Origin of the sequence: Streptomyces sp. NBC_00354, from assembly GCF_036106915.1 — a bacterium.
In the GTDB taxonomy this organism is placed as follows: domain Bacteria; phylum Actinomycetota; class Actinomycetes; order Streptomycetales; family Streptomycetaceae; genus Streptomyces.
In genome coordinates this window covers 5,902,079-5,928,833 of the sequence record NZ_CP107983.1, presented here as the reverse complement: position 1 = coordinate 5,928,833, position 26,755 = coordinate 5,902,079, and the positions used below count along the sequence as shown (strand labels likewise).

Here is a 26,755-nt window from a genome sequence, read left to right as displayed (position 1 = left end):
CCTGGGGGCGGGTGACCATCCGACGATTCGCTCGTTCTGCTGAACGTGACTGCGCCGGATACCGCCACCCGCCCCCCGTCTCCCGTGCCGCCCGACGTCGAGCTGGCCGAGGCCGCCATCGTCGAGCACTACCCGCGGCTGGTGCGGCTCGCCTATCTGGTGCTGCCGCCCGCCCTCGGCCGCAACCGGCGGGTGCTCACCGCCCATTCGCTGGCCCAGCGGGCCCTGCCGCGCGGTCGGCGCGGCGCCGGTGCAGAGGCCGCCGCCGCAGCCGCCGTACAGGGCGGGGTTCCGGGCCAGCGCGGGACCGCGGGCGCCGAGTCCGGGTACGCGTACGTCCGGCTGCGGGTGCTGCGCGCCGCCCTGGAGGCCGGGATTCCGCTGACCTTCCGGGCGCTGCCCCGGCGGGCGCAGCTGCCTCCGCTGCTCCCCCAGGTGTGGGGGCTGCGGCTGTTCCCGCGCTCGGGCGGGGCCGAGGAGCTGGCCCTGGACCAGTGGCTGGCCACCCTCGACGGGCCCGGCCGGGCGGCCTGCGTCCTGCGCGCCCTCGAACGGCTGCCGGAGCCCGAGGTGCTCCGGGTGCTGACCGAGGCCGGGGTCGCGAACCCCGCCGCCGCGGTCGCGGAATCGGGGGATCCGGCCAACGACGCCCTGTTCGCCTCCCCCGAGTTCGATCCGTGCGTACTCCAGGCGCGGCCCACCGACCTGCTGCGCCGACGGCGGTTCGTCCGGGCCGGGCTGGCCGCCGCGGCCGCCCTCGCCGTGTGCGGGGCGCTGCTCGCGCTGCCCGGCGGCGGCTGGGGCGCGGACGGAGCCGCGGCCCCGCCGTACGCGCGCAACGCGGCGTCGGAGCAGGCCCTGGATCCGGGCAAGCTGGTCCGGGTCGCGCCCACGCTCTGGCGTACGTCCTCCCGTACGGGCTTCTCCACCTGGCCCGCGCGCGGCGACCGGGCCGACGACGCCGAGCTGCTGCGCCGGGCGCTGGCCGTCTGGGCCCGGCCGGGCTCGACGGTCGTCGCGTCGGCCACCCCCGGCACGCCGCCCGGACCGCCGATGGGCCCGCCGCAGCTGCTGTTCGCGGGCACCGTCGACCAGGCGGTCGTGGTCCTGCTGTACGACGGCCTGCGCGTGGTCCGGTACGCCGAACCGCGCACCGGGACCTCGGTCGCCGCCCTCGACTTCGCCCGGACCGACGGCGCCTCGGCGGAGAACTCGGCCGCGCTCGTACTGAGCCGGGTCGACGGCAACGTCCGCTACCTGACCGCGCCGTGGGTCACCGGAGTGGGGCTGCGGGACCTGCTGAAGCCCGGTGACGCCCCGACGGTGCTGAAGCCGGGCCAGGACGGGATCACCCCGCCGGTGGCGAGCCCCGCACCGTCGGGCAACTGCACCGGCTGGAACGCCCTGGCGCTGACCGGCAACGGCTCCACCCGGCTGGTCACCGACCTCGGCGAGCTGACCCCGGCCCGGCTGACCTCGGGCGCGCCGGGCGCGGAGCGCGATGTGGCGGAGGGTGCGGAGCTCGGCGACTGGTCGCGGATCGCGTGCCTGCTGCCGTCGGTCCGCTCGCACGGCGTCCGCAGCGTCAACGCCTGGACGTACGCGAAGCAGCCGCTGCCCGAAGGCGACGGCACGGCGACCTGGCTGTGCACCCGGGCGGAGACCTGGGCGGGCACGGAGGACCGGGTGCAGGCGCAGTTCCTGACCCCGGGCGCACCGCTGGCGGCGCAGGCGGCGAAGGCGGAGGGCTCGCCCGCGTGCGGGCCGCGGGAGCCGCGGGTGCTGGCGGGCGTGCTGTGGAAGTCGAAGGCGGGCCAGTGGTACGTGCTGGCGGCGGGCAGTGCGCAGTTCGCGTCGCTGTCGGTGTCGGGCGGCGGGGTGAACGGGTCGGCGAACGCCAACCGGCTGGCGGTGAAGGCGCCGGCGGGTGCGCAGGTGGAGCTGGCGGGCAAGCTCACGGACGGTACGAAGGCGGGGGTGCTCCGGTAGCCGCCCAGCAGGGTGGGTGAATCTTCAACCGTCAAGAACGGTCGGGGAGTTGGCGGGATCCGGACATGACTGCCGCAGTGTGCACATGGCATGATCGGTTCCGGTTACCACGCGGTAACCCGCCAACACCCCCCTCACGTACTGAAGGTTCACCCACGTGCGCATGCTTGCCCGACGGCTCCTGCTCCCCGGCCTGACCACACTTGCACTCACCGCCACCGGCTGCTCCTCGACACCGCACACCGTCGCCGCCGACGCGGCCGCCCCCGCCACCCTCGCGCCCGCGGGCGACGGCACGTCGCAGCAGCTCGACGTGGCCGCGGCGCCGCAGGGGACCCCCACACCGGCGGCCGTGGCCCGCGCCGGCGGGAAGGGCAAGACCGAGAAGTCCTCGCTCAAGGTCGCCTCGTACGACCAGGCGAGCGGACGGGCCGTCATAGCCAAGGCCCCGCAGGGGCCCGCCAAGTCCCCCGCGCCGGGCAAGAAGCCGGAGGCGGGCAAGTCCGCAGAGGCGGGCAAGGCCCCCGCTGCGGGTACGTCGCCCGAATCGGGCGCGTCCCCCGAGGCCGACAAGCCCGTCGCCGTGGGCGACGTCATCGCCAGCGCGCCGGCGCCCGGCGCCCCCAACGGCCTGCTCGCCAAGGTCACCGAGGTCGTCGGGAAGACCGACCGCGGCACCGAGGTCAAGACCGCCTCCACGACGCTGGCCTCCGTCCTGAACGACGACAAGGCCGACGGCAAGGTCCCCGTCGACCCCTCGTCGGTCACCGTCGAGCCCCTGATGAAGGGCGTCACCTTCTCCTGGGCCAAGAGCCAGGGCGTGAAGTTCGGCCCCGAGGGCGCGAAGCTGCCCCTGGGCAACCTGCGGCTCGACGTGAACGCCGCCGTCGACACCGCCCCGGACGCCCCCGCCTCGGCCGGCGCCTCGGTGTCCGGGTTCGTCCAGCTCGCCCCCCAGGTGGAGTTCTCGTACGACGGGGGCGGCGCCACCGGTCCGCGGTCCGCCTTCCTCGGCATGAGCGGCGACTGGTCCTCGCAGTGGAAGCTCCAGGGCCGCGCCGCCGCGAGCACCGGGGCCGCCAAGCGGATCCCGTTCGCCAAGCTGCACAGCGCTCCGGTCATCCAGGTCGGCCCGGTGCCGGTCGTCGTCAACCTGGACCTGACCTGCTACGTCCAGGTGGAGGCCGACGGCCGCGTGACCCTCGACGTCCAGCAGGACGTCAAGGGCGACTTCAAGGTCGGCGGCAGCTACGCGACGGGCAAGGGCTGGACGCCGGTCAGCGCGTCGAACGTGCAGAGCACGCCGGTCAAGGCGAGCGTCACCGCCTCCGGCAAGGTCAAGGGCGCGCTCGGCGCCGAGGCCTCCGTCGGCCTGTACGGGGCCGTGGGCGTCAGCGCGGACTTCGCCCCGTACCTGCGCGGCGAGGCCGACGCCAAGGCGAGCGCGTCCAGCGACGGCAAGACCTCCCTCAGCGGCTCCTGGGCGCTGTACGGCGGCTTCGACCTGAGCGGGAACCTGCACCTGCAGCTCTCCCTGTTCGGCACGCCGCTCTTCGAGCGCAAGATCCCGCTGGGCACGCTCAACCGCGAGTGGGCCCTCGCGAGCGGCCACGCCGAGCGCTAGCCGGACGGGCCGGACGGCAGACCTGAGTCCCCCGGGCGCGGTGCGCGCCCGGGGGACTCTTGCGTGAAGTGGTGGGCGCAGAGGGGTTTTCCTCCGTCCTACCCCTCAGTACATTGACGCCATGTCTAATACGCCGCCCGCGCCCGCCCCCGTGGCGTCGGAACACATGGAGCTCAAGGCGCGGAACGTGTCCTTCGGCTGGGAGGACACCCCGCTCCACTGGCTGCCCGGCGACCCGTTCGCCACGCACACCATCAACGTGCTGCACCTGCTGCTGCCCGCGGGCGAGCGCTGGTTCGTACACGTCTACAAGCAGGTGCTCCCGTACATCAAGGACGAGCAACTGCGCGCGGACGTCGTCGGGTTCATCGGCCAGGAGGCCATGCACGCCGCCGCGCACGACGATGTGCTCCCCCACCTGAAGCGGCTGGGCCTGGACCCGACCCCGTACACGGCGCAGGTGGACTGGCTCTTCGAGAAGCTGCTGGGCGACCGGACGCTGCCCCCGGGCAAGGCCCGGCACTGGTGGCTCATGGAGCGGGTCGCGATGATCGCGGCGATCGAGCACTACACGGCGTTCCTCGGGAACTGGGTGCTCAACGCGGACGAACTGGACCGCCGGGGCGCGGACCCGATGATGCTGGACCTGCTGCGCTGGCACGGCGCAGAGGAGGTGGAGCACCGCTCGGTGGCCTTCGACCTCTTCATGCACGTGGACGGCGGCTACCGCCGACGGGCCCGGACCTGGGCGACCGCGTTCACCGCCCTCGTCTTCCTGTGGCAGCGGGGCGCCCGCTTCTTCATGGAGAACGACCCGGAGCTGGCCGGTGCCAAGGCCTCCCTCGGCCAGTTCTTCCGCGCGGGCCGGCAGGGCACGCTCCCCTCGACGGGCGCCATGCTCAAGTCGATCCCGACGTACCTCTCCCGTACGTACCACCCCTCCCAGGAGGGCTCGACGGCCCAGGCCGTGGCCTATCTGGCCTCCTCCCCCGGTGCGAACGGCGGTGCCACCGCATGAGCCGCGTCCTGAAGGTGGCGGCGCTGGCGGGCGCGGCGCTGCTGACCCGCCGCGCCCTGCGGGGGCGCATCGCCCGCTCCCCCCTGTGGCCCCTCCCGGCGCTGGAGACCCCGGTCTCGGGCCACTCCCCGCGGCGTTGGCTGCCGGCCCTGATCGTGTTCCGTACGGAGCCCGCGGACGGGGTCCTGATGCTGACCCTCGAATCCCCGGAGCTCCCGCCGTGGACCCCGGGCGCGCACGTGGACGTACGGCTCCCCTCGGGCCTGATCCGCCAGTACAGCCTCTGCGGCGACCCGGCCGACGCGGGCCGCTACACGATCGCGATCCGCCTGATCGAGGACGGCCGCGGCGGCTCCCGCGAGGCGCACGCCCAGCTGGTGGCGGGTGCGGAAGTCCCCGTACGCCCGCCCCGCAACCGCTTCGAGCTGGAGCCGTCCTCCTCGTATCTCTTCGTGGCGGGCGGAATCGGCATCACGCCGATCCTCCCGATGCTGCGCGAGGCCACGGCGGCGGGTGCGGACTGGACCCTGATCTACGGCGGCCGCACGAGAGCCTCCATGCCGTTCGCCGCCGAACTCGCGGCCTACGGCTCCCGGGTCACCATCACCCCGGAGGACGAGGCGGGCCTCCCCGACCTGTCCCCGCTCGCCGCAACGGGCCCGGACACCCTGATCTACTGCTGCGGCCCGGCCCCCTTGATGAAGGCGGTCCAGGAAGCAGCCCCACCCACCACGCCGGTCCACGTGGAACGCTTCACCGCGGCTCCCGCCGCCGGGACCGCCCACCCCTTCACGCTGGAACTCCACCGCTCGGGCCGCACGATCGAGGTCGCGGCGGACGAATCCACCCTGGCCGCAGTCCGCCGGGAACTCCCCGCCACCCCGTACTCCTGCGAACAGGGCTTCTGCGGCACCTGCCAACACCGCGTCCTGGCAGGCGAGGTGGACCACCGCGACACCCTCCTCACGGACCGGGAGCGCGAGGACTCGATGCTCCTGTGCGTCTCCCGCGCCAAGGACAACCGCCTGGTCCTGGATCTCTGAGCCCTGCTGCGGGCCCAGTAGGGTGTCCGCATGACTACCGGGACGCGGCGCAGGATGGGTGTCGAGGAGCGGCGGCAGCAGCTGATCGGGGTGGCCCTGGAGCTGTTCAGCCACAGGTCGCCCGACGATGTGTCGATCGACGAGATCGCGGCGGCCGCGGGGATATCCCGGCCGCTCGTCTACCACTACTTTCCGGGCAAGTTGAGCCTGTACGAGGCCGCGCTGCGGCGGGCCGCCGATGAGCTCGCGCAGCGGTTCGTGGAGCCGCAGGAGGGCCCGCTCGGGGCGCGGCTGGTGCGCGTCATGGGCCGGTTCTTCGCGTTCGTCGATGACCACGGGCCCGGATTCTCGGCGCTGATGCGCGGCGGGCCGGCGGTCGGGAGCAACCGGACCAACGCGATGATCGACGAGGTCCGGCAGGCTGCCTACGAGCAGATCCTCACGCACATCGGGATCGAGAAGCCGCCCGCGCGGCTGGAACTCGTGGTGCGGTCCTGGGTGTCGCTGGCCGAGTCCACCGCGCTGATCTGGCTGGAGGGGCGGAAGATCCCGCGGGCCGAGCTGGAGCTGCAGCTCGTGCACGACTTCGCCGCGCTGGCCGCCGTGAGCGCCGCGTACGACGGGGAGATGGCCGGGATCCTCGGGCGGATCCTCGCCGACGAGCCGGCCGACGGGCCGTTCGGGGAGCTGGTCGGGCGGCTCGGGGGGCTCGTCCCCACCGCCACCGCCGCCGAGCACGCGGTGCCCGGCCCGCGCTGACCTGACCTGCCCCCGGTGATCATCCGCGTGATAATACCCGCGTGATCATTGATGACGGGATCTTGTTCCGGCGGGCCGTGGAGAAGGACGCCGCCACCCTGGTGGCCCTGCACGACCAGGCCGCCCGGTGGATGCGCAAGCACGGGATCGACCAGTGGAAGCCCGGCGACAAGGACGCCGCGCACTTCCTGGCGAAGATGCGCGAGGGCGAGGTGTGGCTCGCCGGGGACAGCGACGGGCGGATCATCGGCGCGTACGAGCTGTGGTGGTCCGACGAGGAGGCCTGGGGCGTGCAGCCGCCGGTCGCCGGCTACGTGCACCGGCTGATGGTGGAACGCGAAACCGCGCCCGCGGGAGCCGGGCGCCGGCTGCTCGAACATGCCGAGCGCCGGATCGCCGGGTCAGGATTGCCGCGGGCGCGGCTGGACTGCGTCTCCACCAACCCCCGGCTGCTCGCGTACTACCGGGCTGCGGGCTACCGGGTGGTCGGGGAGTTCCCCCACAAGGAGGGCAAGGACGGCCGGGTGTACGGGGTGATCCTGCTCGAGAAGCGCCTCGATCAGCTCACCGTCGTGTGAAGACCGACACCGTGCGGGGCGGGGTCGTGAACTCTCCTGTCCGTGCGTCGTACGCCGCCTGCTTGACCGCGGGGTCGGACCCGGTCGCCTGGACCGGGTGCAGGGCGTAGCCGGTGCCCGCGAGGGCCGGGATGCGCTGGGTCTGGGCGGCGGGCGTGGCGTTGAAGACCACCACCAGGTTGCCGAGGGTCATGGTGATCACCCCGGGGGTCTCGTCCTTGCCGGAGAGCGGGAAGGCCAGCGCGGCCTGGACCGCCTCGGGTGTGGTGAGGGCGAAGGCCGGTTCCGTCGTACGGATCCGCAGCAGGTCGCGGTAGGCCGCCGAGGCTCCGGTGATGTCGGCGCAGGCGGGTGCCGTGCGGCCGGCCAGCAGGGGCTTCGCGTACAGCCACTTGGAGCCGTTGTCGGCGGCCGGCGGCAGCCCGCGGCCGAAGCCGTTGCCGTCACGGCAGTCCCAGTGGACGGCGTTGAACCAGTCGCCGCTGTCGTACGAGTTGCGGTCCAGGGACTTCGAGCGGAGCAGGTCCGTACCCGCCTGGGACAGCGACGGGCCCTGGGAGAGGGTGCCGACTGCCATGGCCAGGACCTGCATACGGGCCTGGTCGGCGGTGGAGGTGCCGTCCGGGAGCTTGTACGTCAGGGCGTCGGCCAGGGTTTCGTTGTCGTGGGCGTCCGCGTAGGCGAGGGCGTCGCCCGGGGCCGCCGCGTAGCCGGCCGGCGATCCGTTGTAGTCCACCTCGGAGCCCTTGGTGCGCCGGCCCGCGGTGTCCGTGAAGGCGTACGAGGCGAGGTTGCCGGACAGCCCGACCTTGATCAGGTCCTGGGCGTGCAGGAGCCGGGCCCGCTGCTGGTCCGCGGTGCCGTTGGCGGGTGAGGCGTTCGGGGCCGTGAACAGGCCCGAGGCGAAGCCCTGGACGCGCGGGTCCTCGTCGAAGGGGCCGCCGCCGCGGACCGCGTCGCGCGAGCGGTCCGAGAAGGTGGCGATGCCGGTGCCGGCCATGTTCTTCTGCGTGGCCTGGACGAAGCGGGCGTCGTCCGCGACCTCGCCGAAGTTCCAGCCCTCCCCGTAGAGGATGATCTTCTTGCCGTCGACGCCGTCCTTGGCGACGGTCAGCGCGTCGAGGGCCTTACGGACGGCCAGGATGTTCGCCTTCGGGTGGTGGCCCATCAGGTCGAAGCGGAAGCCGTCGACCTTGTACTCCTTGGCCCAGGTGACGATCGAGTCCACGACGAGCCGGCCCATCATGGCGTTCTCGGGAGCCGTGTTGGCGCAGCAGGTGGAGTTGGCGACCGAGCCGTCCGCCAGCAGCCGCTGGTAGTAGCCGGGCACGATCCGGTCGAGCACCGACTTGTCGGACTGGCCGGACGCCACGGTGTGGTTGTAGACCACGTCCATCACCGTGCGCAGGCCGGCCCCGTTCAGCGACTGGACCATCCTGCGGAACTCGACCGTCCGGGCCGTGCCGTCGGGGTCGCTCGCGTACGAGCCCTCCGGCACCGTGTAGTGCAGCGGGTCGTAGCCCCAGTTGTAGGCGTCCTTCGCGGCCGCGGCGGCCACGCAGGCCTGCTGCTCCGGGGAGTCCGGCGCGTACACCTTCAGGTCGCAGGCGGGCTCGGTGCGGTCGGAGGCCTTCTCCGGGATGGTCCCGATGTCGAAGGCGGGCAGGAGGTGGACGTACGAGGTGCCGGACGCGGCCAGCGCGCGCAGGTGCTGCATGCCCGCCGAGCCGGTGTCGGTGAAGGCCAGGTACTGGCCGGGGTGGGTGCTCGTACGGTCCGCGACCGAGAAGTCGCGGATGTGGAGCTCCTGGATCTGCGCCGAGGTAAAGGGGACGGGCGCGGGCTTGCGCAGTACCCCCCAGCCGGGCGGGGCCAGCTTCGGGTCGGCCAGGTCGACGGCCAGGCTGTACGTGGAATCGGTGGTCAGGGCGGTGGAGTACGGGTCGGTGACCAGGTTGCGGACCACCTGGCGGGTGCTCGGGGCCCACACGGTCACGGCGTAGCGGTACGGCTTGCCGGTCCAGTTGCGCTCGCCGCGCACCGACCAGACGCCGGTGGTGTCGTCGCGGTGCATGGCGACGGTGCGGCCGTCGAGCTCGAGGGCGACCTGCTGGGCGGTGGGGGCCCAGACGGAGAGGGTCGGGCGGCCGTCCTTGAAGACGGGGCCGAGTGTGGCCGTGTTCGCGTACAGGTCGTCGAGTACGCCGGCGAGCTGCACGCCGGTGGCGGCCAGGACGGCGCCGTTCGCGGCGCGGGCGCTCGCGACGAGCTGGCCGCGCAGGGCCTCCCGTACGCGGTCCCGGTCGCGCGGGTCGACGGAGTAGGCGGCGTACGTCGCCAGGTGGGGGAACTTCTGCTTCTGGGCGGCGGTGAGCTCGGCCTTGGACAGGCGCAGCCACTGCGCGCCGTCCGCGTGCAGGATGCCGTTCTCCGCGGTGATCGTGCCTTCGCGGGAGGCGAGGAGCTGGACGGAGGCGGCGGCAGCGGGGGCGTTCCAGGCGAGGGTGTCGCGGTCGATCCAGACGGCCTGGGCCTTGGTGAGGTCCAGGGCGGCGGAGGAACCGGCGGGCTGCGGGAGGAGGTACGGGGCCCGGCCGCCCAGCATCCAGACCTCGTGGCCGGTGGCCTTCAGGTCCAGGGACTGGTCGGAGGGGAGGTCCTTCTCGTCGCCCTTGTGGAGGATGTAGCTGAGGCTGGTCGCCCCGGCCGCGAGCGGGACCTCGTACACCGCGCCGTAGGCGTCGGTGCGGACGGGCAGCAGCGGCTTGGACCAGTCGGTCGGGGTCGCGGCGCCGGTCCAGACGTGCAGGCCCCAGCCGTCGTAGGCGCCGTCGGCGCGCCGGTGGTGGAGGACGGCCATGGTCTCGTCCTGCGGCGGGTAGGCGGGGCGGTCGGTGCGGGCCGCTTCCTTGCCCTGCTCGAGCCAGACCTCGCCGGTCTTCGTCACGTCGAGGGTGCGGTCGGCGGCGACGTCCTTGTTGCCGTCCTTGTCGATGACGAGGTAACCGACGGAGGAGGCACCGGGCTTGAGCTTGACGTAGGCGAAGGCGCCGTACGCGTCGCGGCCGGTGAAGTCGTGGCCGGCGGGCCAGGGCGTGGCTTCGCCGTCGGCGATGTCGCCCCAGGCGTAGAGCCGCCAGTCGGTGTAGTCGCCGTCGGGGCGGTTGTAGTGGACGACCGCGTAGTCGCGCTGGGTGGCGGTCGGGGGCTGCACGGGCGGGACCTGGCCGGCGACGGACTCGGCGAGGGCGCTCGCGGTACGGCCGGCGGAGTCGACGGCGACGGCCTTGTAGCGCAGCGCGGTGCCGGCCGGGGCCGTGATGTGCTGGGTGACCTTGTACGGGGCGTGGTCGGCGGAGCCGAGGACCTGCCACTTCCCGGTGCCGGTCTGGGCGGCGAAGACGACCCGGTTCAGGCCGCCGCCGGTGAGGTCGGCGGAGAGCTCGACCGTGCCGGTGGCGCCGGGGGCCGGGGCTTTGAGGGTGAGGGCGGGCTTGGCGGCGGGGGCGGCGAGGGGGGCGGTGGCCTGGAGGACCACCGAGCCGAGGGCGGGGACGGTGACGGTGAGCTTGCCGGCCGCCGAGGACCGGATCAGCGCGGTGCCGCCGTACAGGGTGCGGTACTGGGCGCCTGCCGGGGCGTCGAGTTCGACGGTCCGCGCCTCGGCGGCGTTGTTGGCGGCGACCAGGTACTCGGTGCGGCTGCGGGCGTCGGTACGGGCGAAGGCGTAGACGGATCCGTCGGAGAAACGTTCACTCTGGACGCCGTCCCGCAGGGCCGGGTGGTCCTTCGTCAGCTTCGAGAGAGCGCTGATCTGCTTGTAGAGCGGGTGTCCCGGATCATAGGCGTCGCTCGCATGCGTGCGCACCGTTCCGAGCTGGTCGTCGTCCAGGTAGTCGGCGACCTTCGTGGCGAACAGCGGCTGCCGCGAGTCCTTGTCACCGCCGGCGCCCGTGAAGCCCTGCTCGTCGCCGGAGTAGACCACCGGGTTGCCCCGGGAGAAGAACATCAGCTCGTTGGCGAGCCTGTACCGGTCCAGCAGCTCCTGCTCCCCCGCCCCCGGCCGGTCCTGCTTCAGGAAGCTCGCGAAGCGGCCCATGTCGTGGTTGCCGAGGAAGGTGACCTGCTCGTACGCGTTCGCCTTGTCCGTGGTGTACCGGTAGTCGTCACCCAGTACGGAGCCGAGCCGCGAGGCCGCCGCGCCCTGGGAGGCGTACGCGCGGATCGCGTCCTGGAGCGGGAAGTCGAGGGTGGCGTCGAGGCGCCCGCGCGTCACGTACGGGGAGGTGACGGCGGTGTCGGCGGAGTAGACCTCGCCGAACATGAAGAAGTTCTTCCGGCCGCGCTGGGCGGCGTACTTGTCGAGGGCGGTGGCCCACTGGGTCCAGAACTCGGTGTTGACGTGCTTGACCGTGTCGATGCGGAAGCCGTCGATCGCGAAGTCCTTGACCCACTTCTCGTATATCTTCTCCATCCCGCCGACGACCTCGGGGCGCTCGGTCCACAGGTCGTCGAGGCCGAAGAAGTCACCCTGGTCGGAGGACTCCCCTGCGAAGGTGGAATCGCCCCGGTTGTGATACATCGTCGGATCGTTGAGCCAGGCGGGAGCCTTCAGCCCCTTCTTCGCATCGGGCACGAACGGTGTCCGCGGGAAGGACTCGGCGTCGGCCTGCGGAAACTTCTTCTTCCCGTCCGCGTAGTCGGCATCCTCGAACGGCACCCCGCCCTTGGTCAGATAGGGAAAGGCCCCCTTCGACAGGTAGGAGTACGACTGCTCCCGGTAGTCGACGACATCGGCGGTGTGGTTGGTGATGACGTCGAAGAAGACCTTCATCCCCTTCGCGTGCGCCTTGTCGATCAGCCGCTCCAGGTCGGCGTTGGTGCCGAAGTGCGGGTCGACCTGCGTGAAGTCGGTGATCCAGTACCCGTGGTACCCGGCGGAGACATCGGCCCCCTTCCCCTGCACCGGCTGGTTCTTGAAGATCGGCGCCATCCAGATGGCGGTGGTGCCGAGCCCCTTGATGTAGTCGAGCCGGTCGGTCAGCCCCTTGAGGTCGCCGCCCTGGTAGAAGCCCTTGTCCGTCGGGTCCAGCCCGGTCTCGAGCCGCGTGCCGGTCAGGCCGCCGGTGTCGTTGCGCGGGTCGCCGTTCGCGAACCGGTCCGGGAGGACGAAGTAGAACTGCTCCCGGGTCAGGTCGTGGCGTGCCGGCTCGGCGGCCAGCTTCGCATCCGAGGGCGGGGCGGGCGGCGCGGCGGCCGCTGCCGGGAGGGCGGGCAGGAGCGTCACGGCCAGGGCGGCGGCGATCACTCCTGCGGCGGGGCGTATCAAGGCAGGTCTCCTTGTGTACGTGTCACGTGGATGAGGGCCGCCCGGCGGATGGCGGGGTTCTGGATGCCGGGCGGCCCTGGTCTGCGGAGGGAGGGGTTCAGTTGCGCCAGGTGTCGTTCAGCACGACCTTGCCGCTCGCCGGGACGGTGGCGGCGCGGTTGGCCCCGCCCTCCCAGGTGACGTTCCCGGCGGCGTCCTTGCGGAGGTACTTGTACGAGAAGGCGGTCCCTGCCGGGAGCGACACGTCGAGCTTCCAGACGGGATAGGCGGCGGGGTCGAGCTTGAGGGCGCTGCCCGTGTTCCAGCCGCCGAGCTCGGCGCGGTCCCCGGTGACGTAGATGTTCTGCCCGGGAGCGGTGGTGGCGTTGACGGCGAACGAGGCGCCTGCGGCCGCCGGCGGAGGCGTGGTCCCGCCGCCGGTGCAGGTACGGGCGTTCACGTGCAGGGCGAGGGCGGTACCGGCCCCGAGGGTGGCGGTGAACTGCCCGGCCGAATTCACGCTGACCGCACGCCCGCTCTGCACATCGCAGTAGTCGCCGGCCGGGAGCGAGCTCTGGAAGGTCCGGGTGAGGGCCGCGCCCTCGTGGTTGATGGCGACGTACGCCTTGGCGCCGCGCCCGAAGGCGATCTGGTCGCCGCCGTTGTCCCACCAGTTGGTGACGGCCTGGCCGCGGGCCGCGTTGCGGAAGCCGACCATGGAGGAGATCTCCCGCCAGGCGTGCTGGCACTTCCACCCGTCGCTGTAACAGGCGTTCACCGTACCGCCGTTCGGCGGGCCGGCGTCCTTGTCGGTCCACTCGTACCCGGAGTGCACGTCGGGGGACCCGTACGGCCAGGCCAGCATGAAGACGCCCGCGAGGGTGTAGGCGGAGCCGTCCTTGTAGTTGAGGGTGTCGCCGACCCGCTCGGTGTCGTGGTTGTCGACGAAGACGGCGGACTGCCCACTCGCCATGTACCCCCAGGCCTCGCCGAAGTTCTTCAGGTAGGCGAGGTTCTCGTTCTGGAACACCCGCTTCAGGTCCCGGGCGTAACGGAACTCCTGCACGTCGCCGTTGCCGAGGTACTCGGAGGGCGAGACGGCCTCACCGGCGCCGTAGATCGCCTCCTGCTTCCAGTACACGCCCGGGTTGGTCAGCCGGGCCTTGATGTTGGCCAGGTCGGCGGCGGGCATGTGCTTGGCGGCGTCGATCCGGAAGCCGTCGACACCCAGCGACAGCAGGTCGTTCAGGTACCCGGCGATCCGGCCCCGCACGTAGTCCTCGCCCGTGTCCAGATCGGCCAGCTGCACGAGCTCGCAGTTCTGGACGTTGGCCCGGTCCTGGTAGTTGGAGATGGTCGCGCGGCAGTCGTCCATGTCGGAGCCGGAGTAGACCCCGGGATAGCCGTACTTCGTGTACGAAGATCCACCGGTCCCGATACCGTCGGCGGCCGCCATGTGGTTGATCACGGAGTCGGCGACGACCTTGACCCCGGCGGCGTGGCAGGTGTCGACCATGGCCTTGAACGCACCCCGGTCCCCGAGCCGACCGGCGATCTTGTAGCTGACGGGCTGGTACGAGGTCCACCACTGCGAGCCCTGGATGTGCTCCTGGGGCGGCGAGACCTGGACGTACCCGTACCCGGCGGGCCCGAGCGCATCGGTGCAGGCCCTGGCGACGGACTCGAAGCGCCACTCGAAGAGGACGGCGGTGACGTCCTTGTCGCCGGGCGCGGCGGCAACGGCCTGCGGTGCCGGGCCGGTGAGGGCGGCGGCGGCAAGTGCGGTCGCGGCGAAAAGAGTTGCAGCTCTGACGGCTCTGGCAGGCATGCGGGGGGCCTCCTGGCGGGAGAGGTGGGGATTCCAGCGACCGTAAGGGCCAGGTAAGGACGCTGCAAGAGTTTGCGCAAGAGATTGCAGAATTGTTTCCGGGGCGTGTCCTGCCGGACAGGTGGGGCGGCCATCCCCGGACGGCCCGACCAACTCCGGCCGACTCCGGCCGACTCCGGCCCGCACCGGTGCACTCCCGCGAAAGCGGCGCGTTCCCGGCAACGGCACATCCCCGCCACTTCCCGACCACCCCCGGCCCCGTACGCGGTCCGGGACCGCGGATCCGGCCACACCGGACGTCCCGCGCCGCCGGGGGACGGGTCGGTCCGACCTTCACCGAAAGGGTGATCCCCGCAGGTGGAGCGGGGGTTGTCCGATTTTCACCCCATGACCATTTTCGCTCGATGATCATCTTGCACCGGCCGCGTAGTTTCACCATGCACCGGAAAGATCATTCATTTCCGCGACTCAGGGAGACCTCAGGTACATGTCGGAGAAAAGCGCGAAGAGTGATGTGGGCAAGGCCTATATCAACGACGTGTTCATGCGCCACCCGCTCACCACGCGGAACCAGGACGAGCTCGAAATCCCGGCCAAGGCCGAAGCCATCCTGGAGCGGAACAAGCAGCGGGGCGCGCTGAAGAGGACCCCCGAAGGAGGGGGCGAGCCGATCAGCCCCATCGGGTTCTCGTTGAACAAGAAGCGCTACGGCGAGTTTCCCGAGGACGAGAAGACGGCGCAGGAGCGCGGGTGGCGCGCGTTCATGAACATGGGCGTACCGGTCGTCGAGGAACGGAGCGACATCACGCAGCCCCCGCCCGACATGATCTCCAAGCAGACGTACATCAACGGAACCGACCCCGTCAAAATAACCGTGACGGACACGGTCGAGTTCTCTGTCTCGAACACCGTCAGCTGGTCGCTCCAGGGCGAGGTGAAGCTCACCTTCGGGGCGAAATCCATCGCATCGCTCCAGCAGGAGATGCAGAAGAGCATGGCGATGCAGCAGTACCAGAAGACCACCCTGAAGAACAGCAAGGACAACCAGGGCGTCGACCAGGAGTCCCAGACGGAGGCGACGAGCACGACGCAGGCCACGACCACCGCCACGGGCACCGGTGAGCTGTGGGCGGACCTGCTGCTCGGCGTCACCGCCTCCGTCAGCGGTTCGCTGACCACCGAATGGAAACACCAGTCGTCGGTCAGCCTGGAAGTGATGAGCCGGGCGGACGTCATGGCCACGACCCGCCGCCAGGTGAGGCAGTTCGACTACGAATTCCCGGTCACCTTCGGCGGTTGGGTCGCCTTGTACTACCCGAAGCCGGTGGAGGTCAGGGGAACTCCCCCGCAGGCCAAGGAGCCGAAGTACTCCCGGGTCGTCGCATGGAAACTCGGCGACTCCGTCGAGGACCGCAGCAACTTCGATCTGGCCGATGAAGGCAAGAGGTTCATGCAGAAGGGATCGGCCGAAATCGTGGCCGTCCGCACCGGGGAACACCGGGTCTTCCAGCCCGAGACACTCGACTACGAGAGCCAGAAACAGCCTCTCTGAAAAGGCGACCACCCACCGGGCAGGCCAGAACAGCCACATCAGGAGGAACTCTCGTGTCATTCGGAAACATCTTCGACGGTGGCGGCAGCGAAGCCGACTCCGCCAAACAGTCCGGTGAAGCACTGGGCAAGGACACCCCCGGCGCCGGCGACGTATCGGAAGCCGTACGCAAAATGGAGAGCGAGCGCGACCCGTGGCTCGTGCGCCAGACGGCGCACGGCGCGTTCGACGTCATGGGTTTCCTGGGTCCCCTCTTCCAGAAATTCCATGATGCGTCCGCCGATCAGCGTCAGGTCGCCGAGAACCCCGGTTCGACGTCCGCCATGGCCTCGTCGACCCTGAAGGCGGCCGGACCGCCGAGGGTGAGCATCGGCGAGGACGACATGCCGAAGCTCGAAGACCTGTCGAAGCTCATGGCCACCCGGCGGAGCTTCGCCCTCATCGCGACGGGCCTGGGCACTTCCGAGGGCCTCGCGGTGGACCCGTCGCAGAACACGGCGTACGTCGCCGACCGGGGCGGCCAGAAGCTGTCCGCGGTGAAGCTGGCCACCGGCGCGCAGCGCGTGGTCGCGAGCGGCCTGGGCGACATCTGCGATGTGAAGCTGGACCGCAAGGGCAAGGCCTACGCCGCCGACTACGGCAGCGGGCGCCTGCTCGCGGTGGACCTGTCCACCGGCACCTCCAGCACGGTCGCCAGCGTCCCGGGCGCGTACGGCCTCGCGCTGGACGGGGCGGGCAAGGCCTACGTCGTCAGCCACAGCGAGGGGAAGCTGACAGCGGTCGACCTGCAGAACGGGCAGAAGACCACGGTCGCCACCGGCCTGCCCGTCGGCGTCTCCGCGGTGGCGCTGGACGGCAAGGGCAAGGCGTACGTCGGCCAGAAGGACCACGGCTACAACCTGTACGAGGTCAACCTGGCCGACGGCGCGAAGCGCCTCGTGACCGCCCTCCCCACGGCGAGCACCATCCGCGTGGAACTCACCGGCGACGGCAAGGCGTTCACCATCGACCACGTGAACGGCCGCCTGTACGAGATCACCCTGGCCGACGGCTCGCAGCGCGTGGTGGCCAGCGGCCTGGCGAACTGCGAAGGCCTCGCACTGGACACCGCCGGCGGCCAGATCTACGTCAGCAACCGTGAGGCCCAGCTCTGGCAGATCACCCAACGCGACACGCAGCCCATGGGCGGCGTAGGCAAGGTCTCGGCGTAGGACGTCCTCCACGGCCGGGCGGGCATGGGCAAGACGTTGCCCATGCCCGCCCCGCCCCGCCCCTTGGTCCTCTAGTCCTCCGGGACCTGGGCCGTCGACCCCCTCACCACCAGTTCCGGTTGGAACACGTACTCCGTGCGCTGGACCGGGGTGCCGCCGACCGCCTCCAGGAGGGCTCCGACCGCCGCCGTCGCCATCGCGCGGACCGGCTGGCGGATCGTCGTCAGCGGCGGGTCCGTGAAGGCGATCAGCGGCGAGTCGTCGAAGCCGACCACCGACACGTCCTCCGGTACCCGCAGCCCCCGCTCGCGCACCGCGCGGATCACGCCGAGCGCCATCGGGTCGCTGCCGCACACGATGCCGGTGCAGCCGCGGTCCAGCAGGGCTCCGCCCGCCGCGTGGCCGCCCTCCACCGTGAACAGCGTGCGCTGGATGAGCCCCTCCGACTCCGCATCCGGCACAGCGCCGACGAACCCCTGCTCCTTGCGGGCCGAGGGGACGTAGCGCGTCGGCCCTATGGCCAGGCCGATCCGCCGGTGCCCCAGGTCCGCCAGGTGACGTACCGCCATGTCCGCCGCCGCCCGGTCGTCCGGGGAGATGAACGGGGCGTTCACGTGCTCGTTGAAGCCGTTGATCATGACGAAGGGGACATTTCTCGCGGACAGCCGCTGGTAGCGGGCCGGGTCCAGCGTCGAGTCCGCGTGCAGGCCGGACAGGAAGACGATCCCCGTGACCCCCCGCTCCTCGAGCTGCTCCACCAGCTCGTCCTCGGTGGCCCCGCCCGGCGTCTGCGTGCACAGCACCGGCGTGTACCCGTGGCCGGCCAGCGCCTGCTCTATGACCTGCGCGAACGCCGGAAAGATCGGGTTGGTGAGCTCCGGGATCAGGAGCCCCACCAGCCCGTTGCTGCGCCGGCGCAGCCGCACGGGCCGCTCGTAGCCGAGCAGGTCCATGGCGGCGAGCACCTTGTGCCGGGTGCCGGCCGCCACGCCCGCCTTGCCGTTGAGCACACGGCTGACCGTCGCCTCGCTGACCTGGGCCTGCGCGGCGATGTCCGTCAGCCGGAGCGGGGAGGTCACCCCTGCCACCACACCGCCGTGTCGGCCCCGAGGACTCCCGGATCCGCCTGGTCCGCCACGTCGCCGCTCACCAGGAGCACCGTCCCCGGCGGGGACATCCGCACCGGCTCCCCCGTCGTGTTCACGGTGCAGACGAAGTCACCGCGCCGGAACGCCAGCACGCCCTCCGGCGCCTCCAGCCACTCCACCGCGTCGCCCGCGCCCAGGTCGGCCCGCTCCCGGCGGATCCGCAGCGCCGCCCGGTACAGCTCCAGCGTCGAGGCGGGGTCGCCCGTCTGGGCCGCCACGCTCAGGCCCGCCCACTCGGCCGGCTGCGGCAGCCAGCTGCCGCCGTCGCCGAAGCCGTACGGGGCCTGGTCGCCCGACCACGGGATCGGCACGCGGCAGCCGTCGCGCAGCCCGTCCTGGCCGTTCTCCTTGAAGAAGGAGGGATCCTGGCGCACCTCGTCCGGCAGGTCGGTCACCTCCGGCAGGCCGAGCTCCTCGCCCTGGTAGACGTACGCCGACCCGGGCAGCGCCAGCATGAGCAGCGCCGCGGCCCGCGCCCGGGCCAGGCCCTGCGCGCCGCCGCCGTACCGCGTCACGTGCCGTACGACGTCGTGGTTGGACAGCACCCACGTCGTCGGCGCCCCCACCGGACGCATCGCGTCGAGCGAGTCGTCGATGGCGCCGCGCAGCGCAGCCGCGTCCCAGCCGGTGTTCAGGTAGTGGAAGTTGAACGCCTGGTGCAGCTCGTCGGGCCGCAGGTACAGGGCCGTACGGTCCGCGCTCGGGGTCCAGGCCTCGGCGACGCCGATGCGGTCGCCGGCGTACTCGTCGAGCACGGTCCGCCAGGAGCGGTAGATCTCGTGGACGCCGTCCTGGTCGAAGAACGGCAGCACCTGGTTGCCGAGCAGCTTGAGCTGCTCGTCGCGGCCGAGGTCGGGCAGGCCGGGGGCCTTGACCAGGCCGTGGGCGACGTCGATCCGGAAGCCGTCGGCGCCGAGGTCGAGCCAGAAGCGCAGGATCGAGCGGAACTCGTCCTGGACGGCCGGGTGTTCCCAGTTGAAGTCGGGCTGCTCGGGGGCGAAGAGGTGCAGGTACCACTCGCCGTCGGCGACGCGCGTCCAGGCGGGCCCGCCGAAGATGGACTCCCAGTCGTTCGGGGGCTCGGAGCCGTCGGCGCCCTGCCCCGGACGGAAGTGGAAGCGCTCGCGCAGCGGGGAGCCGGGGCCTTCCCGCAGCGCCTGCTTGAACCATTCGTGCTGGTCGGAGCAGTGGTTCGGAACGAGGTCCACGATGATCCGCAGGCCCAGCTCGTGCGCTTCGCGGATCACGGCGTCGGCGTCGTGCAGGGTGCCGAACATGGGGTCGATGGCCCGGTAGTCGGCGACGTCGTAGCCGGCGTCGGCCTGCGGGGAGGCGTAGAACGGGCTGAGCCAGACGGCGTCGACGCCCAGCTCCTTGAGGTAGGGCAGTCGGCTGCGGATGCCTTCGAGGTCCCCCATGCCGTCCCCGTTGGAGTCGGCGAAGCTGCGCGGATAGACCTGGTAGATCACCGCTTCTCTCCACCAGCCGGGCCGGGTGCCGGTGGTGGTGGGAAGTGCGTCGGCGAGGTGCTGGGTCATGTCGTCCTTGGAGAGATCGGGCCGGGGGTGAGAGGGGGCAGGCAGGGGGGTCAGCCCTGGGTCGCGAGAGGGGCGTCAGCCCTTGGTCGCGCCTGCCGTCATCCCGGCGACGAGGTGACGCTGGGCGAAGAGGAAGAAGATGGCCGCGGGGATGGCGATGAGGACCGAAGCGGCGCTCATCGCACCCCAGTTGGAGGTGTACTGCGTGACGAAGGTCTGCAGGCCTCCGGCGAGGGTGAGGTGTTCGTCGCCGACCATGAAGGCGGAGGCGTACGCGACTTCGCCCCAGGCGGTGATGAACGAGTAGAAGCCGGTGACGGCGAGGCCGGGCTTGGCCAGCGGGAGGATGAGGCGCCAGAAGGTGCCGAAGGGGTTGAGCCCGTCGACGCGGCCCGATTCGTCGATCTCGACCGGGATGGTGTCGAAGAAGCCCTTCATCATCCAGGCGCAGAACGGCACCGCGATGGTGAGGTACGTGATGATCAGGCCGAGCGGCTGGTTGAGCAGCCCCAGCTGTCCCATGAGGTTGTAGAGCGGGACGATGAGGATGGCCATCGGGAACATCTGCGTGATGAGCAGGGTCCACATCAGCGGCTTCATGCCGGGGAACTTGAACCGGCTGACCGCGTAGCCCGTCGTGGCGGCGATGAACACACCGAGGACGGTGGTGATGCCGGCGACGAGCACGGAGTTGCCGAACCAGGTGAAGAAGGAGGTCGACTCCACCAGGTAGCGGTAGTTCTCGAGGGTCGGTTCCTTCACGAAGTCCGTGGAGATGGCGTGCTTCGCGGGCTTGATCGAGGTCAGCAGGACCCACAGCACCGGGAAGACGGCGATCACGGACGCGACGATCAGGGTGACGTGCAGTCCGGCGGAGGCGAGCGGGGAGCGCTCGCCCCGCTTGCGCACGGAAACCTCGGTTGCCACGGTGTCGGTCGTCACGGTCACCACACCTCTCCCTGCTTGCGCAGCGAGCGCCGGTAGACCAGCGCGAAGATCATGAGCAGGGCGAGGATGAGCACGCCCCAGGTCGCCGAGCCCGCGAAGTCGCGCGGGCTGGCCACGAAGGCCTCCCGGAACGCCTGGGTCACCAGGATCTCGGTGGAGTCGCCCGGTCCGCCCCGCGTCAGCAGGAAGATCACCGGGAACATGTTGAAGGTCCAGATGGTGGAGAGCAGGATCACGGTCATGCTCACCGTGCGCAGCCCGGGCAGGGTGATGTGCCGGAACCGCTGCCAGGCCGTGGCGCCGTCCATCTCGGCGGCCTCGTACAGCTCACCCGGAATCGACTGCAGCCCGCCGAGCAGGGCGACCATCATGAAGGGGACGCCGAGCCAGACGTTGACGGCGACGACGGAGAACTTCGCCCACGTCGGGTCGTCGAGCCACGGGATGGCCGAGATGCCGCCACCGTCGAGGATCTTGTTCAGGATGCCGCTGTCGCGGTTGAACAGGAATCGCCAGGCGAAGACGGAGACGAAGCCGGGGACGGCCCAGGGCAGGATGAGCGCCATCCGGTAGGCGGCGCGGCCCCGGAAGTCCCGGTTGAGCATGTTGGCGAGGGCCAGTCCGAGCGTGAACGTGATCGACACGCACAGGACGGTCCACATCACCGTCCACACCAGCCGCTGCAGGAACACCGGGTCGGCCAGGACGTCCGCGTAGTTGTCGAGGCCGACGAACTTGTACGTGGCCTCGATGTGGTTGGCGCCGATGGTACGGGCGACATTGCGCTCGTTGGCGTCGGTCAGCGACAGGTAGATGCCGCGGACGAGCGGCCAGCCGATGATCACCCCGAGGACGAGCACCACCGGGGCGACCATGGCCCAGGCGTACCAGTGGGTGGCCAGGGCGCGCCCCAGTCCACCGCGCTTCGCGCTGTCAGTCCTGCGGCTCCGGCCGCGGGCGGCGACGGTGTCTTCCCCGTCGCTGCCCGCGGCCTTCGCCACCGACTGGCTGGTGTGAGCAGCCATCGTCTTGTCTACTTCCAGCCCTTGAGGATCTTGCGGAACTCGACGCCGGCCGCCTTGGCCGCGTCCTCCGGGCTCGAGGCCCCGGTGATCGCCTTGGTGTATTCGACCTTCAGCGGCTCGAAGAGGGAGCCGTTCTCCGGGATCCAGGCGCGCTCGACGGCCTTGTCCACCGCCGGCTTGAAGAACTGGACCATCTCGCTGGACTTGACGTCGGGCTGCTCGTAGGCCGCGGTCCGCGTCGGGAGCAGGCTGAGCTCCTTGGCCGACTGCACCTGGACCTCCTGCGAGGTCATGTAGTCGACGAAGGCGTGCGCCGCGGCGGTGTTCTTGGATCCGGCGTAGACGGCGAGGTCGTGGCCGCCCTGCGGGGCGCCGGCCTTGGCGGAGCCGGCCGGGACGGCGGCGACGCCGAGGTTGGCCTTGTCCTTGAACTGGTCACCGGCGTAGGTGTCGGCGACGGCCCACGGACCGTTGATCATCATCGCGGCTTCGCCCGACTTGAAGGCGGTCTGCATGTTGACCCAGCCGTCGGTGGCGTTGGTGATCGCCGCGCCCGAGGTGACCAGGTCGCGGGCGGTCTTGAACGCCTTGACGCCGGCCGCGTTGTCGACGGTGACCGTCTTGTTCTTCGCGTCGACCAGGTCGCCGCCCTCTCCGTAGATGAGGGGGAGGAACCAGTAGGAGTCGTCGCCGCGCAGGTAGAGGCCGGCCTTGCCGGTCTTGGCCTTGATGGCCGCGGCGGCGGTCTTCACCTCTTCCAGCGTCTTGGGGGGCTGGACGCCGGCGTCGGCGAGCATCTTCTTGTTGTAGAAGAGGCCGAGGGTGTCGATGACCTGCGGGACGGCGTAGGTCTTGCCCTCGTACTTGCCGCTGGCCGCGGCCTGGGGCAGGAACTCGGCGTCGACCTTCTTGGCCGTCTCGGCCGGGACCTCGTCGAGGTAGCCGAGCGAGGCGAAGTCGGCGACCCAGCCGACGTCCGCACGGATCACGTCAGGGGCTTCGGAACCGCTGCTGAAGGCGTTCTTGACCTTGTTCTGCGCGTCGCCGTACGGGACGTTGACGTACTTGACGGTGACCTTCGGGTGCTTCGCGGTGAACGCCTCGGCGATCTTCTGGAAGCTGGCCTTCTCGGCGTCGTTCGAGGTGTCCCACCACGTGACCGTGCCGGAAAGCTCGCCGCCCGCCTTGGTCCCGCTGTCGTCCTTGGTGTCACCGCCGCAAGCCGTCGCCGCGAGCGCCAGGGTCGCGACCAGCGCGGTGGCCGCTATGCCACGCCGCATATGAACTCCTTCGATGATCCCGGCCGCTCCCTCGCGGTCCCGAGTTGCAGGGAACGTAACAAGCCTGAAAGCCGACCGAAAGACCTTGCGGCAATTTTCTGCAAGCAGGGCTGATCGTTACATCCGTGTGTCCTGACGGTTGCCGCGGCTTGCTGGTTGTTCGAACTTCCTTCGGGTCATCAGGCCCGCAACCAGGGGGCATGTACCCGCGTTGACACCGGTATGACCCATGAGCTGACCGCATCCCGGCTTGCAAGCGCTTCCAGCAAGGCGACCGAAAGTGTCGGCTGGTGGCGCGATGCCGTCATCTACCAGGTATACGTGCGGTCCTTCGCGGACAGCGACGGCGACGGCATCGGCGACCTCCGCGGGGTGCGCACGCGCCTGCCCCACCTGGCCCGGCTCGGGGTCGACGCCGTGTGGCTCACCCCCTTCTACGTCTCCCCGCAGGCCGACGGCGGCTACGACGTCGCCGACTACCGGGCCGTCGATCCGCTCTTCGGGGACCTCTCCGACGCCGACGAGCTCGTCCGGGCCGCCCACGCGCTGGGGCTGCGGGTCATCGTGGACGTGGTCCCCAACCACACCTCCGACCGGCACGCCTGGTTCCAGGAGGCCCTCGCCGCGGAGCCGGGCAGCCCGGCCCGGGCCCGGTACCACTTCCGCCCCGGGCGCGGACCCGGAGGGGAGCGGCCGCCCAACGACTGGGAGTCCGTCTTCGGGGGGCCCGGCTGGAGCCGGACCCCGGACGGCGCGTGGTACCTGCACCTCTTCGCGCCCGAGCAGCCCGACCTGAACTGGGAGCACCCCGAGGTCGCGGAGGAGTTCGCCTCCGTCCTGCGCTTCTGGCTCGACCTCGGCGTCGACGGCTTCCGCATCGACGTCGCCCACGGCATGGTCAAGGCCTCCGGCCTGCCCGACATCGGCCGCGGCGCCCAGGCCACCCTGATCGGCACCGAGCCGCTCCCCTTCTTCGACCAGGACGGCGTCCACGAGATCCACCGCTCCTGGCGGCGGCTGCTCGACTCCTACCCGGGCCCGCGCATCGGCGTCGCCGAGGCCTGGGCGCCGACCTCCGAGCGGCTCGCCCTGTACGTCCGGCCCGACGAGCTGCACCAGGCCTTCAACTTCCGCTTCCTGAACTGCCCCTGGGACACCCGGGCAATGCGGACCGTCATCGACGAGTCCCTGGCCGCCACCGCCTCCGTCGGCGCCCCCACCACCTGGGTGCTGTCCAACCACGACGTCGTACGCCATGTCACCCGCTACGGCGGCGGCGCGCAGGGCCTGGCCCGGGCCCGGGCAGCCGCCCTGCTGATGCTCGCCCTGCCCGGGTCGGCGTACCTCTACCAGGGCGAGGAGCTCGGCCTGCCGGAGGTCGCGGACCTCCCCGACGCCGTACGCCAGGACCCCGCCTTCCTGCGCACCGCCGGGCAGGACGGACTGCGCGACGGCTGCCGGATCCCGCTGCCCTGGTCCGGCGAGCGGCCCCCGTACGGTTTCGGCCCGGCCGGCAGCTGGCTCCCGCAGCCCGCGGACTGGGCCCCGCTGAGCGTCGCCTCCCAGACCGGCGACCCCCACTCCACCCTCGAGCTGTACCGCGCCGCCCTGGAGCTGCGCCGCGCACTGCCGGGCCTCGGCTCCCCCGACGCGGGCCCGCTGACCTGGCTGTCCGCACCCGCGGGCGTCCTCCTCTTCACCCGGCCCGGCTTCGCGTGCACCCTCAACAGCCGGTCCGAGCCGCTGGAGCTGCCCTCGCCGGGGCGCCCCGTACTCTCCAGCGCGCCGGTGGAGACGGACGGCCGGACCGTGCTGCTGCCCCCGGATTCGTGCACGTGGTGGGCGTTGTGAGCCGGGGACCGGTACAGTCCAATCCCGTGACCGCACGGCTAGCCGACATCGCAGCCCAGGCGGGGGTCAGCGAAGCCACAGTCAGCCGCGTGCTCAACGGCAAGCCCGGTGTGGCCGCAGGCACCCGCGAGTCCGTGCTGGCCGCGCTCGACGTGCTCGGCTACGAGCGCCCCGTCAAGCTGCGCCAGCGCAGCGCGGGGCTCGTCGGCCTGATAACCCCCGAGCTGGACAACCCCATCTTCCCGGCGCTCGCGCAGGTCATCGGCCAGGCTCTGACCCGGCAGGGGTACACGCCGGTGCTGGCCACGCAGACGCCCGGCGGGTCCACCGAGGACGAGCTCACCGAGATGCTGGTCGACCGCGGGGTCTCCGGCATCATCTTCGTCTCCGGGCTGCACGCCGACACCACCGCCGACATGGGCCGCTACGACCAACTCCGCGGGCAGGGCGTTCCTTACGTCCTCATCAACGGGTTCTCCGACAAGGTGCAGGCCCCCTTCGTCTCCCCGGACGACCGCGCCGCGATGCAGCTCGCCGTGACCCACCTGACCGCGCTCGGGCACACCCGGATCGGGCTCGCGGTCGGACCCAAGCGGTTCGTGCCCGTCCTGCGCAAGATCGAGGGCTTCCGGCTCGGGATGAAGGAGCGGCTCGGCCTCGACGAGGCCGAGGTCGAGGAGCTCATCCAGCACTCCCTTTACACGCTGGAGGGCGGGCAGGCCGCCGCGGCCGCGCTCATCTCGCGCGGCTGCACGGCCATCGTGTGCGCGAGCGACATGATGGCGCTCGGGGCGATCCGGGCGGCCCGGCAGCAGGGGCTGCGGGTGCCGCAGGACGTCTCGGTCGTCGGCTTCGACGACTCCCCGCTCATAGCGTTCACCGATCCGCCGCTCACCACCATCCGGCAGCCCGTGCAGGCCATGGGGCAGGCCGCGGTCCGCACGCTCCTCGAGGAGATCGGCGGTACGCCGGCCCCGCACAGCGAGTTCGTCTTCCTGCCCGAACTGGTGGTCCGCGGATCCACCGCCTCCGGTCCGCAGCAACGTAGGGGACCGTCTCGTCCCCAGGGGTGAGCCGCTGCGCCGGAGACCCTCCCGAGGGATGATCGAAGGCGAGAACGCATCTGGCAGACTCTTCCCCCATGGGTGAATCGAGCGTGAAGACACTGGAAACCCGGACGGAAGTCTCGTCACCCGAGGTGACCGAGAGCCAGACTCGTCCGGGCGATCAGCGCACCCATTTGTCCCGGTTGCGAGCCCCGCGCCGGCCCCGGATCTGGTTCGAGATCCTGCTCATCGGGGTCAGTTACTGGACGTACTCGCTCATCCGCAACGCGGTGCCCGAGCAGAAGGCGGACGCCCTCGCGAACGCCGACTGGCTGTGGGACCTCGAGCGCACCCTCGGCATCGCCGTGGAGCAGTCGGTCAACCATGCGGTCAACTCGGTCACGTGGCTCATCGTCGGCATGAACTACTACTACGCCACGCTCCACTTCGTCGTGACCATCGGCGTCCTGGTCTGGATCTACCGCTTCCATCCGGGGCGCTACGCGGCCACGCGCATGGTCCTCTTCGCCACCACGGGCGTGGCCCTGGTCGGCTACTACTTCTTCCCGCTCGCGCCGCCCCGGCTGATGAACGGGCAGAGCTTCGTCGACACCGTGCTGGTCCACCACACCTGGGGCTCCATGGCCTCCGGCAACCTCAAGCACATGTCGAACCAGTACGCGGCGATGCCCTCCATGCACATAGGGTGGTCGCTCTGGTGCGGGCTGACGATCTTCGCGGTCGCCTCCGCCCCCTGGGCCCGGATCCTCGGCCTGCTCTACCCGACGGCGACCCTCGTGGTGATCGTGGCCACCGCCAACCACTTCTGGCTGGACGCCGTGGGCGGCATGCTCTGCCTGGCGTTCGGCTACACGGTCTCGCGCAGCTGGTACGGCTCGCTGCCGCACCGGCTGCCGCGCCACCCGGAGGCCACCGGCCCCCACCCGGCGACGGCCGCCTTGCTGAACCGGTTCCGCACCCGCGCCTAGAGCACGTGTGCCCGCCTTCC

Annotated in this window: 18 protein-coding genes; 11 read left to right on the top strand and 7 right to left on the bottom strand. The window is 71.1% G+C overall.

The features are described 5' to 3' along the window. Window positions 1-45 precede the first annotated feature (45 nt). From OHT74_RS27155 to OHT74_RS27130, 6 genes are all read left to right on the top strand, one after another. Window positions 46-1,989, top strand: coding sequence for a hypothetical protein (locus OHT74_RS27155; protein ID WP_443047574.1), 1,944 nt, complete (start codon window positions 46-48; stop codon window positions 1,987-1,989). Between the two features lie 163 nt (window positions 1,990-2,152). After that, a complete protein-coding gene (locus tag OHT74_RS27150) occupies window positions 2,153-3,613 on the top strand; it encodes a hypothetical protein (RefSeq protein ID WP_443047733.1) in 1,461 nt (486 codons plus the stop codon). 121 nt (window positions 3,614-3,734) lie between these two features. After that, window positions 3,735-4,631 (top strand): metal-dependent hydrolase, encoded by an 897-nt coding sequence (locus OHT74_RS27145; RefSeq protein ID WP_328621666.1) that lies wholly within the window; start codon window positions 3,735-3,737, stop codon window positions 4,629-4,631. Then, entirely contained in the window at window positions 4,628-5,674 is a 1,047-nt protein-coding gene (locus tag OHT74_RS27140; protein ID WP_328621665.1) for a PDR/VanB family oxidoreductase, read from the top strand. The genes OHT74_RS27145 and OHT74_RS27140 overlap by 4 nt, the downstream gene beginning before the upstream one ends. 30 nt (window positions 5,675-5,704) lie before the next feature. Continuing rightward, complete coding sequence (locus OHT74_RS27135) at window positions 5,705-6,433, top strand: TetR/AcrR family transcriptional regulator (RefSeq protein WP_266667629.1); 729 nt, start codon at window positions 5,705-5,707, stop codon at window positions 6,431-6,433. A 41-nt stretch (window positions 6,434-6,474) separates the two neighbouring features. Then, window positions 6,475-7,011 carry a GNAT family N-acetyltransferase gene (locus OHT74_RS27130; RefSeq protein ID WP_266667627.1) on the top strand — a complete coding sequence of 179 codons (537 nt, stop codon included), beginning with the start codon at window positions 6,475-6,477 and terminating at the stop codon, window positions 7,009-7,011. Here OHT74_RS27130 and pulA read toward each other — a convergent pair. Then, entirely contained in the window at window positions 6,998-12,340 is a 5,343-nt protein-coding gene (gene pulA / locus OHT74_RS27125) for a pullulanase-type alpha-1,6-glucosidase (RefSeq protein ID WP_328621664.1), read from the bottom strand. The two genes, OHT74_RS27130 and pulA, sit on opposite strands and share 14 nt — an antisense overlap. 97 nt (window positions 12,341-12,437) lie before the next feature. Then, window positions 12,438-14,147: a carbohydrate-binding module family 20 domain-containing protein gene (locus tag OHT74_RS27120; protein WP_328621663.1), complete on the bottom strand. Its 1,710-nt coding sequence runs from the start codon at window positions 14,145-14,147 to the stop codon at window positions 12,438-12,440. Window positions 14,148-14,634: 487 nt separating this feature from the next. On the opposite strand from OHT74_RS27120, the gene OHT74_RS27115 reads away from it, so the two are divergent. Continuing rightward, window positions 14,635-15,699 (top strand): gluconolaconase, encoded by a 1,065-nt coding sequence (locus tag OHT74_RS27115; RefSeq protein ID WP_266667621.1) that lies wholly within the window; start codon window positions 14,635-14,637, stop codon window positions 15,697-15,699. Between the two features lie 53 nt (window positions 15,700-15,752). Further along, entirely contained in the window at window positions 15,753-16,910 is a 1,158-nt protein-coding gene (locus OHT74_RS27110; RefSeq protein ID WP_328621662.1) for a hypothetical protein, read from the top strand. 71 nt (window positions 16,911-16,981) lie between these two features. Here OHT74_RS27110 and OHT74_RS27105 read toward each other — a convergent pair whose 3' ends face one another. The 5 genes from OHT74_RS27105 to OHT74_RS27085 all read right to left on the bottom strand — a co-directional run bounded on the left by OHT74_RS27105 (window position 16,982) and on the right by OHT74_RS27085 (window position 22,849). Beyond that, window positions 16,982-18,001 carry a LacI family DNA-binding transcriptional regulator gene (locus OHT74_RS27105; RefSeq protein WP_443047572.1) on the bottom strand — a complete coding sequence of 340 codons (1,020 nt, stop codon included), beginning with the start codon at window positions 17,999-18,001 and terminating at the stop codon, window positions 16,982-16,984. After that, window positions 17,986-19,596, bottom strand: coding sequence for a glycoside hydrolase family 13 protein (locus OHT74_RS27100; protein WP_266994090.1), 1,611 nt, complete (start codon window positions 19,594-19,596; stop codon window positions 17,986-17,988). Before OHT74_RS27100 ends, OHT74_RS27105 begins: the two co-directional genes overlap by 16 nt. Window positions 19,597-19,671: 75 nt before the next feature. Then, window positions 19,672-20,544, bottom strand: coding sequence for a sugar ABC transporter permease (locus OHT74_RS27095; protein ID WP_266667613.1), 873 nt, complete (start codon window positions 20,542-20,544; stop codon window positions 19,672-19,674). After that, window positions 20,541-21,569 carry a carbohydrate ABC transporter permease gene (locus OHT74_RS27090; protein ID WP_053785089.1) on the bottom strand — a complete coding sequence of 343 codons (1,029 nt, stop codon included), beginning with the start codon at window positions 21,567-21,569 and terminating at the stop codon, window positions 20,541-20,543. The genes OHT74_RS27095 and OHT74_RS27090 overlap by 4 nt, the downstream gene beginning before the upstream one ends. Window positions 21,570-21,577: 8 nt before the next feature. Then, window positions 21,578-22,849 (bottom strand): extracellular solute-binding protein, encoded by a 1,272-nt coding sequence (locus OHT74_RS27085; protein ID WP_266667606.1) that lies wholly within the window; start codon window positions 22,847-22,849, stop codon window positions 21,578-21,580. Window positions 22,850-23,071: 222 nt separating this feature from the next. Between OHT74_RS27085 and OHT74_RS27080 the strand changes: the two genes are divergently transcribed. The 3 genes from OHT74_RS27080 (at window position 23,072) to OHT74_RS27070 (ending at window position 26,735) form a co-directional block, all read left to right on the top strand. Beyond that, entirely contained in the window at window positions 23,072-24,700 is a 1,629-nt protein-coding gene (locus tag OHT74_RS27080; protein ID WP_328621661.1) for a glycoside hydrolase family 13 protein, read from the top strand. Window positions 24,701-24,726: 26 nt separating this feature from the next. Next, window positions 24,727-25,773, top strand: coding sequence for a LacI family DNA-binding transcriptional regulator (locus OHT74_RS27075; protein WP_266994092.1), 1,047 nt, complete (start codon window positions 24,727-24,729; stop codon window positions 25,771-25,773). Between the two features lie 68 nt (window positions 25,774-25,841). Next, window positions 25,842-26,735 (top strand): phosphatase PAP2 family protein, encoded by an 894-nt coding sequence (locus tag OHT74_RS27070; protein ID WP_266667602.1) that lies wholly within the window; start codon window positions 25,842-25,844, stop codon window positions 26,733-26,735. Window positions 26,736-26,755 lie beyond the last annotated feature (20 nt).

What these genes read in the sequence shown, in the direction of transcription:
- OHT74_RS27150 (WP_443047733.1), top strand. Translation starts at nt 2,153, where the DNA reads ATGCTTGCCCGACGGCTCCTGCTCCCCGGCCTGACCACACTTGCACTC.
- OHT74_RS27145 (WP_328621666.1), top strand. Translation starts at nt 3,735, where the DNA reads ATGTCTAATACGCCGCCCGCGCCCGCCCCCGTGGCGTCGGAACACATG.
- OHT74_RS27140 (WP_328621665.1), top strand. Translation starts at nt 4,628, where the DNA reads ATGAGCCGCGTCCTGAAGGTGGCGGCGCTGGCGGGCGCGGCGCTGCTG.
- OHT74_RS27135 (WP_266667629.1), top strand. Translation starts at nt 5,705, where the DNA reads ATGACTACCGGGACGCGGCGCAGGATGGGTGTCGAGGAGCGGCGGCAG.
- OHT74_RS27120 (WP_328621663.1), bottom strand. Translation starts at nt 14,147, where the DNA reads ATGCCTGCCAGAGCCGTCAGAGCTGCAACTCTTTTCGCCGCGACCGCA.
- OHT74_RS27115 (WP_266667621.1), top strand. Translation starts at nt 14,635, where the DNA reads ATGTCGGAGAAAAGCGCGAAGAGTGATGTGGGCAAGGCCTATATCAAC.
- OHT74_RS27100 (WP_266994090.1), bottom strand. Translation starts at nt 19,596, where the DNA reads ATGACCCAGCACCTCGCCGACGCACTTCCCACCACCACCGGCACCCGG.
- OHT74_RS27090 (WP_053785089.1), bottom strand. Translation starts at nt 21,569, where the DNA reads ATGGCTGCTCACACCAGCCAGTCGGTGGCGAAGGCCGCGGGCAGCGAC.
- OHT74_RS27085 (WP_266667606.1), bottom strand. Translation starts at nt 22,849, where the DNA reads ATGCGGCGTGGCATAGCGGCCACCGCGCTGGTCGCGACCCTGGCGCTC.
- OHT74_RS27080 (WP_328621661.1), top strand. Translation starts at nt 23,072, where the DNA reads ATGACCCATGAGCTGACCGCATCCCGGCTTGCAAGCGCTTCCAGCAAG.
- OHT74_RS27070 (WP_266667602.1), top strand. Translation starts at nt 25,842, where the DNA reads ATGGGTGAATCGAGCGTGAAGACACTGGAAACCCGGACGGAAGTCTCG.